Below are 14,040 nucleotides of genomic sequence, written 5' to 3'. Positions count from 1 at the left end.
TGCAGCGCATCGTATGCTTAATTTTGCATCGATTCGGATAGGATGGGGATGAGCGAATGGGACTTTTGAGGCATACTAGATATGTAAGCTGCTTCACCTTGCTTTTCCTACTGCTGCTGGGACTGTCCAGCTCTTCTATCAAAAGCATGCCAACCAGCACGGTGCTGCCCGTATCCCTCCAAAAGGCATCTTCAGCAGGCTTGACGATAATAACGTTTAATATTCACCATGGCGAAGGTTTAGATGGTAAAGTGAATCTAGAGCGGATTGCTGAGCTCCTTGGACAGGAACATGCGGATGTCATCGCGCTGCAGGAGGTGGATCGTTTCCGATTGCGGAGCGGTTTCGTCGATCAAGCCAAAGCGTTGGCTGAGCTGCTGGGCATGCAGATGCGGTTTGCTCCTAGTTTAACCTATCCAATAGGCCAATATGGCAATGCTATTTTGAGCCGATATCCGATTGAAAACAGCAGCTACGAGCTTCTTCCAGGCGCCAAAGAAACCAGAAGTCTTCTTACCGCGCAATTACAAGTGGGCTCAGAACATATTCAGGTAGCTACAACCCACTTGGGACTTTCCGAGGAAGATCGCAACGTACAGCTTGCCCGCATTTCGGAGCTGCTGGCAGACACAGAGGTACCGCTAGTTCTGACTGGCGATTTTAATATGGAATTAGATGCTTTTAAGGATAAAATGGACAACATGCAACTGAGTGACATCCCGTTGAGTCAGACAATGAAGGCGACATTTACAGATGGAAAAAGGATCGATTATGTGTTCACAAATCGGACCTATTTCGGTTCAGCACAGGCCATTCCGACGATTTATTCGGATCATTCTCCTGTAATAACGCTCATTCCACTGGGGTCTCGGGTACGAGTATAGTTTTTTTCCTTGTTTATGTTAAAATGGGGGAAACCACTCCTCGTTAGGGAAGGGCTGAAGCTAGTATGAACATCCGAGAGCGGAAGATAGAGTTACGCAAAGAAATGGAAGAAATACGCGCCTCCATCGTATCTGGGGAGCGAGAAGAGAAGCAGCAGCGCATTCATGAACGAATGACGAAGCTCTGTTCAGACAGGCTTCTTAACCATGGGTGGCAGGAATCGCCGGTTCCGCCGACCATTATGACCTATATGCCATTTCGATCCGAGCTGGATGTCGCTCCACTAATGGAGTGGTGCTGGCAGCAGGGAATTCGTGTGCTGGTGCCGAAGGTTGTAGCAGAGTCGAAAACAATGAATTTGCATGTCATAGACAGCTATGAGGATCTGGAGAGCGGCGCTTGGGGGATTCGCGAACCGCGAAATGATGTGTCGATTGAGCACGATTTGTCCACCATTTCTATGATATTGGTACCGGGGCTTGCTTTCGACATGGATTTCGGACGACTAGGTTATGGCGGTGGTTTCTATGATCGCTTTATGCAACTATTTGCTGCGCGCGGACTGAAGCGACCTTTTGCGGTTGCAGCCGCTTTTGATAAGCAATTGATCCCCGGGGTGCCTTCCTCCTGGCATGATTTTCGCGTAGACGGCATTGTCACCGAAAGCAAAATAGTTTTCAAAACAGAATCATAAGACGAGGTGAGTGATTTGTCCGATTCCTCTCCGTTGACCCATTTTAATGAACAGGGACGAGCTCGTATGGTGGATATTTCGGATAAAACCGAGACGAAGCGAACAGCTACGGCGCGTTCTACGTTAATCATGCAGCGTGAGACGCTGGATTTAATTAAGCAGGGTAAAATGAAAAAAGGCGATGTTCTCGCCGTAGCGCAGGTGGCTGGCATTATGGCCGCCAAAAAAACGTCAGACTGGATCCCAATGTGCCATCCCATTGCATTAACGGGTATTGATATTCAGTTCACGGACAATGGCAACGATGAATTATACATAGAAGCAACAGTGAAGACAACGGGACCCACAGGCGTTGAAATGGAGGCTTTAACAGCCGTATCTGCAGCATCGCTGACGGTTTACGACATGTGCAAAGCCGTAGAGAAGGGCATGCAGATTAGCTCTACAAGGCTAGTTCTCAAAACAGGCGGGAAAAATGGGGATTTTCACCTAGAAGAAAGTTGAACGTGACGCGATCGGTATCTCATTCAGTGAAACAAGGGAGAGGTGACGAAGGATGCACTGGAAAGTTGCGATTTTGACAGCCAGTGACCGCGGTTACCGAGGAGAACGAGAAGACACAAGCGCTCAGGTAATCCGCGAGCTGATTGAAGAAGAAATTCAAGGCGAAATCATCGAATACCGGGTTGTTCCGGATGAGATGGATGAAATTATGGCTTCATTGATAGAAATGACGGATTATTATCAGGCAGATTTAATTTTGACCACGGGCGGTACGGGATTGGCTCCGCGTGATGTAACGCCGGAAGCAACGCTCAATGTCATTGATCGGGTTGCTCCGGGCTTTGCGGAAGCGATGCGGATGATTTCCATGCAGAAGACGCGGAAAGCGATGCTGTCCAGAGCCGTATCCGGCATTCGCGGGCGTACGCTTATTATTAATTTGCCAGGCAGCCCCAAAGGCGTGCAGGAGAACCTGATGGCGATCATCGATCAGCTTCCGCATGCTCTGGGAATTCTCACAGGCAAAGAAGGTGATCATGGGTGAGCAGACACGAATCCATGCTGCGTGAGGTCAAGGTTGAGGATGCCATCGGCATGATTCTGCCCCATGATCTTACCCAAATCCTGCCCGGTGAGTTCAAAGGGCGCTTGTTTCGCAAAGGACATCAAGTGACCGAAGCTGACATCCCTGCCTTGCTGAGCATCGGCAAGGAGCATATTTATGCCATGGAGCTGCAGCCTGGCTATCTCCATGAGGACGAAGCTGCGCAGCGCTTGGCGAAGGCTATTGCCGGCGATAGCAGCCTCAGGCTGACGGAGCCGCATGAAGGCAAAGTCAACGTGAAATCGGAGATTCACGGCTTGGCCAAGATCGACAAAGCGTTCGTTGACGCAGTGAACGCTATTGATGAGGTCGTGTTGTCGACAATTCGCAGCAACACGGTCGTTCAGGCAGGCGCTTCGTTAGTCGGCACGCGGGTAATCCCGCTGATTGTGGACGAAGCGAAGGTTGTGGAGGTCGAGCGCTTGGCTGCCGCTCGCCGTGAGGAGGGCTTCACCTTGCTTGAGGTGAAGCCATTTCGCAAGCTCCGCGTTGGTGTGATTACGACGGGCAGCGAGGTCTTCAAGGGCCGAATCCAGGATAAATTCGGCCCGATTGTGAAAGAGAAGGTCGCGCAGCTCGGCTCCGAGGTTGTAGACCAACGCTTCGCACTCGATGATAGCGAAGCGATTGTGGGAGAGATCCACGCGCTGCTTGCGCTGGGCGTGGATCTGGTTCTGGTCACGGGCGGCATGTCCGTGGACCCGGACGACCGCACGCCAGGCGCGATCAAGCAGGCCGGCGCCCGTGTGGTCAGCTACGGCACGCCGATGCTGCCGGGCTCGATGCTGATGATCGCCTATCTGGGCGATGTGCCGATTATGGGCTTGCCGGGTTGCGTGATGCACGACCCGTACACCTCTTTTGATGTGCTGCTGCCGCGCATTTGCGCAGGCGAAACGATACTCCGCAGCGATATTACGGAGATGGGGTACGGCGGCTTTTATCAGTGTTAACATAGAGGGACGCAGTTCCCTCCTGTTTCAGGATACGAGAGCAGACGGTTAGTTTCGTTTAAATAGTTTGAGTTGATGTCGCAACAAATGATGGAGATGAAGTCATGTTCCAAAATATCGGTTTTACCGAGCTCTTATTGATAGCTATCGTTGCCCTCGTTTTATTTGGCCCGCAGAAGCTGCCCGAAATTGGGCGTATGCTCGGGAAAACGGTGAGAGATTTCAAGAAGGGTGCTCATGCGCTGCTGAATGATGAACCCCAAGCGCCTGCTGCATCCAATCCAGCAGATTCACCGTCTCCGCAAGCAGCGGCTCCCAACTCAGCCACGGAAACGAAGCCTGCTGAAGCAGTGGCATCTTCGAAGCCGGCTGTGGAGTTTATCTCCTCCACTCCTGCACAAGGTGCGGCCTCTGATGAAGGCACACAAGCACCTGCGGCAGTCGCACCTGCGGCAGCGTCCGCAAGACCGAGCCAAACACGGCGTTTGCCCGATTAGCCGGTTTCTTATTAGCATACCAAGTGCTACAGCCCTTCAGGCTCATTCTACTTGCTCAGGTTGGTGAAATATGACAACGAACGAAGAAATGTCACTCGTCGAACATCTCGGCGAGCTCCGCAAGCGTATCTTGTGGATTCTGGTCGTCTTGGTGATCGGGATGGTTGGCGGGCTGATCTCTGCCAAACCAATCATTAAGTACATGAAAAATATTCCGCCCGCCAACACGATCAGTTGGAATGTATTTTCCCCGTGGGATGCCCTGCGCTTATATATGAATTTCGGCCTGGCGGTGGGTATTCTAATTACCTTGCCGGTTATTCTGTATCATATCTGGGCATTCGTGAAGCCGGGACTGCGTGAAGTTGAGCAGAAAGCCTCGATCGTCTACATTCCTTATGCCTTTTTGCTTTTTCTCGTTGGGCTATCATTCGGGTATTGGGTTGTTTTTCCGATGGCTTTTTACTTTACTTCATCTATTAGCCGGAGTCTTGATATCACAGAGATGTACGGTGCTGCGCAATATTTTACATTCATGTTTAATATCATTCTGCCGCTCGCGATCGTGTTTGAGATGCCGATTGTCGTGATGTTCCTGACCAAAATCCGCCTTTTGAACCCGAAACGTCTGCATAAATTCAGAAGATATGCGTACATGCTGCTCGTTATTTTATCTACCGTTATTACACCGCCGGATGCGATATCCGCGATTTTAGTTTCTTTGCCGCTCATTGTGCTGTATGAATTCAGCGTATTTATGTCAGGGTTCATCTACCGCAAGCAGCTGATTAAAGATGCCGAGTGGGCGCAGGAATTTGGTCCCAAATAAGAAAACAGTCTGCCACTTAGGTGCAGGCTGTTTTTCTATGTTGCGCGAATATTTGTTTTTCATTTGGGTAGAATGAGGGGGGTGTCCGAAAGTTTGAAAAATGTGTAAAAGGACTTGCAAATTGCGTCCAGAATGAGTATCATAAGAGTTGTTGTTAGCACTAAACACATTCGAGTGCTAATAACCAAACAACACCCATTACCAATTTTCTAAAGGAGGCTATTTTTCCATGATCAGACCGTTAGGTGATCGAGTAATCATTGAAGCCGTTGCGAAAGAGGAGACTACAGCAAGTGGTATCGTGCTGCCAGATACAGCGAAAGAAAAACCACAAGAAGGTAAAGTTGTAGCCGTAGGCGCTGGCGCGTTGAAAGATGGCGTTCGTGTTCCGCTTGAAGTAAGCGAAGGCGACCGCATCATTTTCTCCAAATACGCTGGAACTGAAGTGAAATACGAAGGCCGCGAACTGTTGATCTTGCGCGAAAGCGACATTCTCGCTGTATTAGCCTAATTTAGCAGGATATAGATCGGCAACACGTATACTTAGTTTTTACATTTTAACTACTTACTATGTAAGGGTTCTAAATCAGAGGAGGTTTCCTATTCATGGCAAAAGAAATTAAGTTCAGTGAAGACGCACGCCGCGCGATGCTTCGTGGGGTAGACGCTCTTGCTAACGCTGTTAAAGTAACTTTGGGTCCTAAAGGCCGTAACGTTGTTCTTGAGAAAAAATTCGGCAGCCCGTTGATCACGAATGACGGTGTTACGATCGCGAAAGAAATCGAGCTTGAAGATGCTTTCGAAAACATGGGAGCACAACTTGTTAAAGAAGTTGCTACCAAAACAAACGATGTTGCCGGTGACGGTACAACAACTGCAACGGTTCTAGCACAAGCTATGATCCGTGAAGGTCTGAAAAACGTTACTGCTGGCGCTAACCCAATGGTTATCCGCAAAGGTATCGAGAAAGCTGTTAAAGCGGCTGTAGAAGAGCTTCAAGCTATCGCGAAGCCAATCGAAGGCAAACAATCCATCGCGCAAGTTGCGGCAATCTCTGCTGCTGACGAAGAAGTAGGCGAGTTGATCGCTGAAGCTATGGAAAAAGTGGGTAAAGACGGTGTTATCACTGTTGAAGAATCCAAAGGCTTCTTGACGGAGCTTGAAGTTGTAGAAGGTATGCAATTCGACCGTGGATACACTTCCCCATACATGATCACAGATACGGATAAAATGGAAGCTGTCCTTGACAACCCATACATCCTGATCACAGATAAAAAAATCTCTAACATCCAAGAAATCTTGCCTGTTCTTGAAAAAGTTGTTCAATCCGGCAAACAACTTCTGATCATTGCTGAAGATGTTGAAGGCGAAGCACAAGCAACGCTTGTTGTGAACAGACTTCGTGGCACATTCACTTGCGTAGCTGTTAAAGCTCCAGGTTTCGGTGACCGTCGTAAAGCTATGCTTGGCGATATCGCTGCTCTAACTGGTGGTCAAGTGATCACTGAAGAGCTTGGTTTGGATCTGAAATCCACGCGTCCTGAGCAATTGGGCAGCGCACGTCAAGTACGTGTAACCAAAGAAAACACAATCATCGTTGATGGTGCTGGCGACAAGAAAGATATCGCTGCACGCGTAACGCAAATTCGCTCACAATTGGAAGAAACAACTTCCGATTTCGATAAAGAAAAATTGCAAGAGCGTTTGGCTAAACTTTCTGGCGGCGTAGCTGTTATCAAAGTTGGCGCAGCAACTGAAACTGAGTTGAAAGAGCGCAAACTTCGCATTGAAGATGCTCTGAATGCAACTCGTGCAGCTGTTGAAGAAGGTATCGTATCCGGTGGTGGTACTGCACTGGTTAACGTATACAACGCAGTAGCTAAAGTAGTAGCTGTTGGCGACGAGCAAACAGGCGTTAACATTATCCTGCGCTCCCTCGAAGAGCCAGTTCGCACAATCGCAGCTAACGCTGGTCAAGAAGGTTCCGTTATCGTTGAGCGCCTGAAGAACGAAAAAGTAGGCATCGGCTACAACGCGGCAACTGGCCAATGGGTGAACATGTTCGAAGCGGGTATCGTTGACCCTGCTAAAGTAACTCGTTCCGCACTGCAAAACGCAGCATCCGTAGCAGCTATGTTCTTGACAACTGAAGCGGTTATCGCTGACAAACCAGAAAAAGACAAACCAGGCATGCCTGATATGGGCGGCATGGGTGGAATGGGCGGCATGATGTAAACTAGCCTGAAATCCCTTGCGCAGCAAGGAATCTCATGGTAGAAAACGTCATTTGACCACATAGAATAAAAAAAGGCTTCTCAAGAGTTCAATTTGAACTTTGTGAGAAGCCTTTTTTTATACATTGAGTTAACCGTTGAGTATCCCTAAAATTAACATTGATATACAAAATGTATTGTTTATTTGATTTTAACATGATAATTAAATGATAAAATGAATGAAATCGATAAAAATTATCGAAAATAGTATGTTTGATTGAAAAAAATGGTATAATAATATAAAAGAAGTCGAAGAAGGTGTAAGCAGTGAAGCAATACGATGTGAAAGTTGTTTCTCTTGAGTTGAGAAATGTGAAGAACGTGAGATATGGAAAAATAGATCTGGATTTGAACAACGATGACATATTGGATGTTCAAGTTGTTGGACTCTATGGGCAAAATGGTTCGGGAAAAACAGCGGTAGTGGAAGCTTTTAATATTTTACAATTACTTTTAAATGGACAGGAGTTGCCTTCTAAAAAGCAACGCCTTATCTATGATGGGCAAGAAAGTTTATCGCTTGATTTTGAATTCATTCTACAGGCAGAAGATGAAATTAACAAAGCTATTTACCATGTGGAGCTAGAATATGAAGAAGAAAGAATGGTCGTAAAATCAGAGATAGTGAAAACAAAAGGCAAATCATATGGGAAGATGTTCTTTTATACCCGTGATGAATCCAGCTCGATTGAATTGCGTCAAAAGCCGAAACAAGAAGTTGAAGTGGTTCTTAGTGGAATAAAGCTTCTTTCTCAAGAAGTAAAGGGTTCATTATTTTTTAGTAAGATTGTAAGTAACCAAGCGAAAAAATTATTTAGTGGAATTGACTTATTAGTATATATAGCTTTAAAGGAACAATTCGCTAAAAATTTATTAGTGATTAAAAATTTGCAAGAAGGGGTATTTCCTTCTTATTTATTTAATGACTTTACTTCTAAACCTGTTGAAAACAGTACGTACAATGTCAAAGATGCCATTAATTTATCAAAAGAACAATACAAATATCTATCTAATGTCATAGAACGCAACAATGTAGTAATTAGTTCCATCATCCCAGATTTAAATGTACACCTTAAAAATATGGGGGCAACGACGTTACCCAATGGTGAAGAAGGAGTTCGTGCTGAATTTTTATCCGAAAAAGGAAATATAATATTGCCCTTGAGTGCTGAATCAGCAGGGACGTTGAAATTGTTTGCGATCACAACGTCGCTTATAGCTGCCTTCCATAATTCATCGGCATGTGTAATTATAGATGAATTAGATGCTGGAGTTTTTGAGTACCTACTTGGAGAATTAGTTGAAATATTCCAAGAACATAGCAAAGGGCAATTAATTTTCACATCTCACAATTTACGGGTATTAGAAAAATTGTTACCACAGAATATTTGGTTTACGACGACGAATGAAGAAAATAGATATATTAAATTTAAAAAATTACAAAAAAACAATAACATGCGAAATGTGTACCTGCGTACGGTTTTAGTAGGTGGTCAATCTGAATTTTTATACGAAGAAACCAATCCGCTTAAGATTATTCGATCTTTCATTGAGGCGGGGATCGATGATGGCGAATAAGCTGAAAAAAGTTCTGTTTGTGATTGTCGAAGGCGAATCAGACGGCCTTTTATTTTTCGATGAGCTGGAGAAGGTGTATCCCAAAGACTTGTTGGTCATAAAAGCGTTTCGAGGGGACATCTTCACACAACTTGAATTACAAGGTGTAGGCATAAGAGATCGTATAAGAGATTTCTTTATTAGTAAAATAGGCGACCTTCAACCAAAAGATTTTTTAGGAATATTACATTTTTCAGATACAGATGGGTCATTTGTAAGTGAGGATAAGGTCTTTGTTGATCTAGCCCAAAAGGAAACTATCTTGTACAAAAATGACGGGATTTATGTCAATACAATAGACCAGAAGTTGAGTATACATCACAGAAATCAAATAAAAAAAGCCAACACGAACAATGCAAAATATATCACCCATATAACTTACAAGAAAGTTCAAATTCCTTACAGTTTGTTTTATTTATCACAGGAAGTAGAGCATGTCATTTTCGATGAGCTAAATGTATCACAGAATCTAAAAATCAGGAAAATGGTAACTTTCTTAAAAAAAGTTAGGGAAACACAAACGATTAATAATCTCCTGAAGAGCCATTTTCCTCCGCTTGCAGAGGAAGTAACAGATAAGTATAAGGAATCATGGGACTTCATTTTTAATGCAGATCATTCGCTTCAACGGTGTACCAATGCAATACTTATGTACGAATACATTGATCAATTACTAAGCCCAGCTTCCGACCTAAATTAATACCAAGATCACGCGTGCATCAGAGGTATGATTTCTATACGCATATAATGGACTGATTTTACCTGAACGGTGAACTTAAAGTTCTTGATTAGAACAATAACAAGGGCGGTATGATGTGATATTGACTGAAGAATGCAGCAAGGGGGATATCTCCCCTTGCTGCATTTTTCTTTACTCTATTCTTACCAAGCAAAAGCTACTGTAATAATCACTAAAAGGATAAATAGAACCAGAATTGCTGCTGCATTGTTGCCTCCATAGGCTGCTCCCATATTTAAGCACTCCTTTACAAAAAAATGCTGTTACGTGGTTATAGTATTCGTTAAATGGCATGTATGACTGGACTCGGGACCACTTTTTTGATTATCATTCCTGGTCATCATTTGAACCGAGAATGGGAAATTATGCGTTAGACTTGCTGGGAGACTCTTTACATTTGCGTACAAATACACGTTCGTGCGATACTATTCTTATAACAGTTAAGGAGATATATGGAATATGAGAAATTTCATTGGACTCATTACATTAGTAAGTGTTATTGCACTAACTGGGTGCAGCTTTGCACCTAAGTCTCTAACCGCAGTGAAACCCAGCCCAACCCCTACATCAAGTGTTTCTATCACACCTAAACCGACAGAGACCCCAGCGGCAAAGCAACAAATAAACGACGAATATTACTTCACCAAAGCGGATCAACATCCGGAGAAAGCTCTTATTGATGTAATCAACGCTTCGAAAACAACGCTCGACATCGCAATTTACACCTTGGTGCATCCTGATATTGTAGCTGCCATCAAAGAGGCGAAGAAGCGCGGCGTGGCTGTCCGGATTATTAGCGATAAAATCCAGTCTTCGGGAAAAACACAAGAAGAAGCGATGAAGCTTCTGGGCAGTGCGGGTATACCGATGATGGTTAACAAACACAGCGGACTCATGCACCTCAAAGTGACCATCGCAGATAAACAGGTTGTTACAACAGGGTCCTATAACTATTCCAAAGCATCATCCACAACGAATGACGAGGTATTGATGGTCATCCGTAACGAAGAGACTGCAAAATCTTTCTCTGATCAATTCGAAAAAATGTGGAATGATACGAAAAGCTTTGAGAAGTTTGAAAAGAAAATTGTTCAAAAAGCGAAGTGAAATAGATGAATTGCGATGTTTCAAAGTTAATGCTAATATACTTCTGGAAACAAAGATCAAGATGAATTAGAGGTAATGTATTCATGGATATGGACTATTTCATGCTCATATTTGGTTGTATTTTTGCAGCTTTCGCTGTTGTAGGCCTTGGATCGTTGTTTCTTTTGATTCGTCGAGAGAAGAAAGCGGACGAATAAGGATTTATGACCAAGAAGGATGGAAGCAGCGGCGTCACTGGGTAATCTCCGGTGGCGCTTATTTGACTCGTGGACATAGGATAGAGAAAGATGATATCCTGTTTTTGATAGATTTAGATAGTTTTATGTCGAAATGGCTCATAGAGCGGTTCGATGGTCATTGGATACAAAGGAGACGCAGCTGTGGACATAAGACAATGGATGTCGGGATCGCTTTTTTTTGCAACGGCGTTGATGCTGTTCGTTTCATTTTTGTCTTACCGCAAACGTCATCTGCCTGTTGCCAAAACGATGATTTTGATCATGCTGTCAGCGGCTTGCTATTCGCTTGGCTATGCCTTTGAGGTGCTGAGCAGAAGCCTGGATGAAGTGAAGCTGTCGCTTCAAATCGAATATTTGGGCATTCCATTCGTCACAACGCTCTGGTTTTTTCAGGTCATTCAATTTACGGGAACGGCGTCTCGCTACCGTAAGCGCCTTGCGGTGTTGCTGTTCGTTATCCCAGCGGCCGTTTTTTTCCTCCATATGACTAACGATTGGCATCACTTGGTTTATGAGCAGTATGTTCTAAATGAGAGTGCGACGATTCCTCTATACACAACGGTTAAGGGACCCTGGTATAAGGTGCACACGGTTTATAATTATTCCATCTTATTGTTCGGGATGCTGCTGTTTATTCCCATGTATTGGCGGGCTTTGCCGGCCGTGCGGAAGCAAATCGTGGTTCTCCTCTTGGGCGCGGTCGCGCCGATGTTTTTCAACCTGTTCTTTTGGACTGGAAGCAATGTGGATTTAACTCCCTTCGGATTCGCTGTATCGGGCATTGCCTATGTATGGGGGATTTTGCGGTTTAATTTGCTTCGTTTGACGCCGCTTGCAATGGCAAAAGTATTTGAAACGATCCGTGACGGGGTCGTACTATTTGATTATGAGGGCCAAATCGTCAGTTATAACAGTGCAGCCGAGAAGGTGCTTCCGGAGCTCGGCTTGACGAAGCGGTATCCTGTTGATATGGAGAAGGTTCTGTCAGCAAGTCCGGAACTGCTTGAACGCATTCGTGCCGCAAGTGACGAGGACGAGCGGTTTCCGTTCCACCGCTTTCATGGAAATCGTAAAAGACATTACAGTTGCAGTTTGTCGTTTATCTATGATTCCGGCAGGGTTACGATTGGCAAAATCTTAATGTTCAATGATATTACGGAATTGAAGGAGAGCGAGGCAGGACTGCGCGAGAACGCTCGGCAATTATTCGAGTTGAACGCTTTTAAGGATAAGTTGTTTACTGTCGTGGCGCACGATATTCGCGATCCGTTTGCCCTCCTTGTCAGCTTGACGGAGCTGCTGGGCGATGAACTCACGGCGGCTGATTTTGAGCATGCAGAGTTGGTAAGGGAACTCAAAGGGCAAGTGCAAAGCACGTTCCATCTTGTCGAAAATTTGTTGGATTGGTACCGCAGCCAGAAGGGCAAGGTCGTGTTTCATCCGTTAGGCTGGAATTTACAGCAGGTTGTCCGGCAGGCTTTGTTGCTTGCGGGCTCAAGGGCCGGCATGAAGCAAATTCAGTTGACGGAGCAAATTGACGAGAAGCTTACGGTAAGAGCCGATAAAGAGATGCTGGATCTTATTCTGCGAAATTTGCTTTCGAATGCGATCAAGTTTACGGGACTCGGCGGGATGATTGAGATCGGCGCTAAGCTGGAAGGGGATCGGATCGTTGTTTCGGTACGCGACAATGGGGCGGGAATGGATGATCAGACCTCGGAATTACTGCGTTTGGAGGAGCCTTTCTTGAAGGTGATGGTGAATGGAGACGATTCCGGAGATACCAGATTTGGACTGGCGCTGACCCGTGAATTCGTACGCATCCATGGAGGCAGCCTTTGGTTCGAGAGTAAGCCAGGAGTTGGGACGACCTTCTCATTCAGCTTGTCTGGTTCGGCAGTCAGGCTGGACGCGTTCGACAACGGGGGAATGGAGGAAGACTATGAAAGTGATTTTGGTGGATGATGAGCTGACGATGCATTTGATTTTGCGCAAAATGCTGCTCAAGCTGCCTGAGATTGACGTGGCGGGCGCCTTCACGGACACAAAGTCGGCAGCCTCCTTTCTCAGCGAGAACGCGGATATCGGGCTTGCTTTCGTTGACATCTCCATGCCGGGCGGAAGTGGAATGGAGTTCGCCGCCAAGATGGAAGCTTTGCATTCTCCGGTACAAATCGTTTTCGTCACGTCACACAAGGAATTTGCCTTGAAAGCTTATGAACTATCTGTACTGGATTACTTGGTCAAACCTGTTTCCCAAGAACGACTGCAGCGGACGGTTAATCGTGCGCTGGCAAACCAGCGGGTCAAGTATACGCCCTCACTGCCGGATACAGATTCCGCTGAAACGGGAAGGATCGTTCTAACCATGCTGGGTGACGTTGTCGTGAGCAGCGAAGCAGGCCGCGTCAAGTGGATATCACGGAAATGTGCGGAGCTGTTTGCTTACTTGCTGCTCTATCGGGGCAAGCGAATACCTCGCTCCAGATTGGTTACGGATATTTTTGGAGGGATGCACCAATCTAATGCAGAGAACTACTTGAATACGACCGTTTATCAATTGCGTAAGTCTTTGGAACCGCTTGGTATGCGGGAGGTTGTGCGCTCGGAGAACGACGGCTATGCGCTGGAGTTAAAGGATGCCGCTATCGATTTCGTGGAATTCGAGAGGCAAGCCGAGAAACTGCAAACGATTGATCTCGGTGATGTGGATAAAGCGTTGCAAGTCGAACGCTTATATACAGGCGATCTGTTCGGGGATAAGGCGTATGTATGGGCTATTCACGAAACGGAACGCTATACAGAATTATATGCCTCATTCGTTAAGCGGCTTGCCGCAGTACTTATTTCGCTCAGCGATACGACCGCTGCATCCAAACTGCTGCTCAAGCTGAATGAACGCAATCCGCTGGACGAATCCGTCATACGTTATCTCATGATGATACGCGAGTTGACTGGGGACAAAAAAGGGCTGACGGCGCTGTATACCGATTATGTTCGTCTGCTTAGCCGTGAGCTGGGCATTCGTCCCTCCGAGGAACTGATCCAGTTATATGACTTGATGGTAAGTCGCTTTTCCAATAAAAAATAAATATTTAT

The 14,040-nt window shown here is 45.7% G+C and carries 15 protein-coding genes; 14 read left to right on the top strand and 1 reads right to left on the bottom strand.

What is annotated here, in order from left to right; all coding sequences use genetic code 11:
- The first annotated feature begins 56 nt into the window (after positions 1 to 56).
- The 11 genes from BC351_RS24705 (at position 57) to BC351_RS24655 (ending at position 9,556) form a co-directional block, all read left to right on the top strand.
- Positions 57 to 884, top strand: coding sequence for an endonuclease/exonuclease/phosphatase family protein (locus BC351_RS24705; RefSeq protein WP_079416016.1), 828 nt, complete (start codon positions 57 to 59; stop codon positions 882 to 884).
- A gap of 65 nt (positions 885 to 949) precedes the next feature.
- Positions 950 to 1,579, top strand: a complete 630-nt coding sequence (locus BC351_RS24700) for a 5-formyltetrahydrofolate cyclo-ligase (protein WP_079416014.1) — start codon at positions 950 to 952, stop codon at positions 1,577 to 1,579.
- A gap of 15 nt (positions 1,580 to 1,594) precedes the next feature.
- Positions 1,595 to 2,083, top strand: a complete 489-nt coding sequence (gene moaC, locus BC351_RS24695; protein ID WP_079416012.1) for a cyclic pyranopterin monophosphate synthase MoaC — start codon at positions 1,595 to 1,597, stop codon at positions 2,081 to 2,083.
- Positions 2,084 to 2,135: 52 nt separating this feature from the next.
- Positions 2,136 to 2,627 carry a MogA/MoaB family molybdenum cofactor biosynthesis protein gene (locus BC351_RS24690; protein WP_029197035.1) on the top strand — a complete coding sequence of 164 codons (492 nt, stop codon included), beginning with the start codon at positions 2,136 to 2,138 and terminating at the stop codon, positions 2,625 to 2,627.
- A gap of 14 nt (positions 2,628 to 2,641) precedes the next feature.
- Positions 2,642 to 3,640 (top strand): molybdopterin-binding protein, encoded by a 999-nt coding sequence (locus tag BC351_RS24685; protein ID WP_079416105.1) that lies wholly within the window; start codon positions 2,642 to 2,644, stop codon positions 3,638 to 3,640.
- A 104-nt stretch (positions 3,641 to 3,744) separates the two neighbouring features.
- Positions 3,745 to 4,137: a twin-arginine translocase TatA/TatE family subunit gene (locus tag BC351_RS43980; protein WP_079416010.1), complete on the top strand. Its 393-nt coding sequence runs from the start codon at positions 3,745 to 3,747 to the stop codon at positions 4,135 to 4,137.
- A gap of 70 nt (positions 4,138 to 4,207) precedes the next feature.
- Positions 4,208 to 4,966, top strand: a complete 759-nt coding sequence (gene tatC / locus BC351_RS24675; RefSeq protein WP_079416008.1) for a twin-arginine translocase subunit TatC — start codon at positions 4,208 to 4,210, stop codon at positions 4,964 to 4,966.
- Between the two features lie 229 nt (positions 4,967 to 5,195).
- On the top strand, positions 5,196 to 5,477 hold the full coding sequence (gene groES, locus BC351_RS24670) for a co-chaperone GroES (protein WP_028553854.1): 282 nt from the start codon (positions 5,196 to 5,198) through the stop codon (positions 5,475 to 5,477).
- Positions 5,478 to 5,572: 95 nt separating this feature from the next.
- Positions 5,573 to 7,201: a chaperonin GroEL gene (groL, locus tag BC351_RS24665; RefSeq protein WP_079416006.1), complete on the top strand. Its 1,629-nt coding sequence runs from the start codon at positions 5,573 to 5,575 to the stop codon at positions 7,199 to 7,201.
- Between the two features lie 305 nt (positions 7,202 to 7,506).
- On the top strand, positions 7,507 to 8,817 hold the full coding sequence (locus tag BC351_RS24660; RefSeq protein ID WP_079416004.1) for an AAA family ATPase: 1,311 nt from the start codon (positions 7,507 to 7,509) through the stop codon (positions 8,815 to 8,817).
- Complete coding sequence (locus BC351_RS24655) at positions 8,804 to 9,556, top strand: hypothetical protein (RefSeq protein WP_079416002.1); 753 nt, start codon at positions 8,804 to 8,806, stop codon at positions 9,554 to 9,556. The genes BC351_RS24660 and BC351_RS24655 overlap by 14 nt, the downstream gene beginning before the upstream one ends.
- 182 nt (positions 9,557 to 9,738) lie before the next feature.
- On the opposite strand, the gene BC351_RS42970 is transcribed toward BC351_RS24655, so the two are convergent.
- Entirely contained in the window at positions 9,739 to 9,828 is a 90-nt protein-coding gene (locus BC351_RS42970; RefSeq protein WP_208629845.1) for a YjcZ family sporulation protein, read from the bottom strand.
- A 226-nt stretch (positions 9,829 to 10,054) separates the two neighbouring features.
- On the opposite strand from BC351_RS42970, the gene BC351_RS24650 reads away from it, so the two are divergent.
- The 3 genes from BC351_RS24650 (at position 10,055) to BC351_RS24640 (ending at position 14,032) form a co-directional block, all read left to right on the top strand.
- Positions 10,055 to 10,702: a phospholipase D-like domain-containing protein gene (locus BC351_RS24650; protein WP_079416000.1), complete on the top strand. Its 648-nt coding sequence runs from the start codon at positions 10,055 to 10,057 to the stop codon at positions 10,700 to 10,702.
- A 380-nt stretch (positions 10,703 to 11,082) separates the two neighbouring features.
- Entirely contained in the window at positions 11,083 to 12,906 is a 1,824-nt protein-coding gene (locus BC351_RS24645) for a sensor histidine kinase (protein ID WP_158082218.1), read from the top strand.
- Positions 12,884 to 14,032, top strand: coding sequence for a response regulator (locus BC351_RS24640; RefSeq protein ID WP_158082217.1), 1,149 nt, complete (start codon positions 12,884 to 12,886; stop codon positions 14,030 to 14,032). Before BC351_RS24645 ends, BC351_RS24640 begins: the two co-directional genes overlap by 23 nt.
- Positions 14,033 to 14,040: the final 8 nt, after the last annotated feature.

It is taken from the genome of Paenibacillus ferrarius, assembly GCF_002027705.1.
Taxonomy (GTDB): domain Bacteria; phylum Bacillota; class Bacilli; order Paenibacillales; family NBRC-103111; genus Paenibacillus_E; species Paenibacillus_E ferrarius.
Note: the sequence above shows the minus strand (reverse complement) of the source record. Positions and strands in the feature narration are given on the sequence as shown.

Coding starts and splice junctions, on each gene's coding strand:
- BC351_RS24705 (WP_079416016.1), top strand. CDS start 57: ATGGGACTTTTGAGGCATACTAGATATGTAAGCTGCTTCACCTTGCTT.
- BC351_RS24700 (WP_079416014.1), top strand. CDS start 950: ATGAACATCCGAGAGCGGAAGATAGAGTTACGCAAAGAAATGGAAGAA.
- BC351_RS24690 (WP_029197035.1), top strand. CDS start 2,136: ATGCACTGGAAAGTTGCGATTTTGACAGCCAGTGACCGCGGTTACCGA.
- BC351_RS24685 (WP_079416105.1), top strand. CDS start 2,642: ATGCTGCGTGAGGTCAAGGTTGAGGATGCCATCGGCATGATTCTGCCC.
- BC351_RS43980 (WP_079416010.1), top strand. CDS start 3,745: ATGTTCCAAAATATCGGTTTTACCGAGCTCTTATTGATAGCTATCGTT.
- tatC (WP_079416008.1), top strand. CDS start 4,208: ATGACAACGAACGAAGAAATGTCACTCGTCGAACATCTCGGCGAGCTC.
- groES (WP_028553854.1), top strand. CDS start 5,196: ATGATCAGACCGTTAGGTGATCGAGTAATCATTGAAGCCGTTGCGAAA.
- groL (WP_079416006.1), top strand. CDS start 5,573: ATGGCAAAAGAAATTAAGTTCAGTGAAGACGCACGCCGCGCGATGCTT.
- BC351_RS24655 (WP_079416002.1), top strand. CDS start 8,804: ATGATGGCGAATAAGCTGAAAAAAGTTCTGTTTGTGATTGTCGAAGGC.
- BC351_RS42970 (WP_208629845.1), bottom strand. CDS start 9,828: ATGGGAGCAGCCTATGGAGGCAACAATGCAGCAGCAATTCTGGTTCTA.
- BC351_RS24650 (WP_079416000.1), top strand. CDS start 10,055: ATGAGAAATTTCATTGGACTCATTACATTAGTAAGTGTTATTGCACTA.
- BC351_RS24640 (WP_158082217.1), top strand. CDS start 12,884: ATGAAAGTGATTTTGGTGGATGATGAGCTGACGATGCATTTGATTTTG.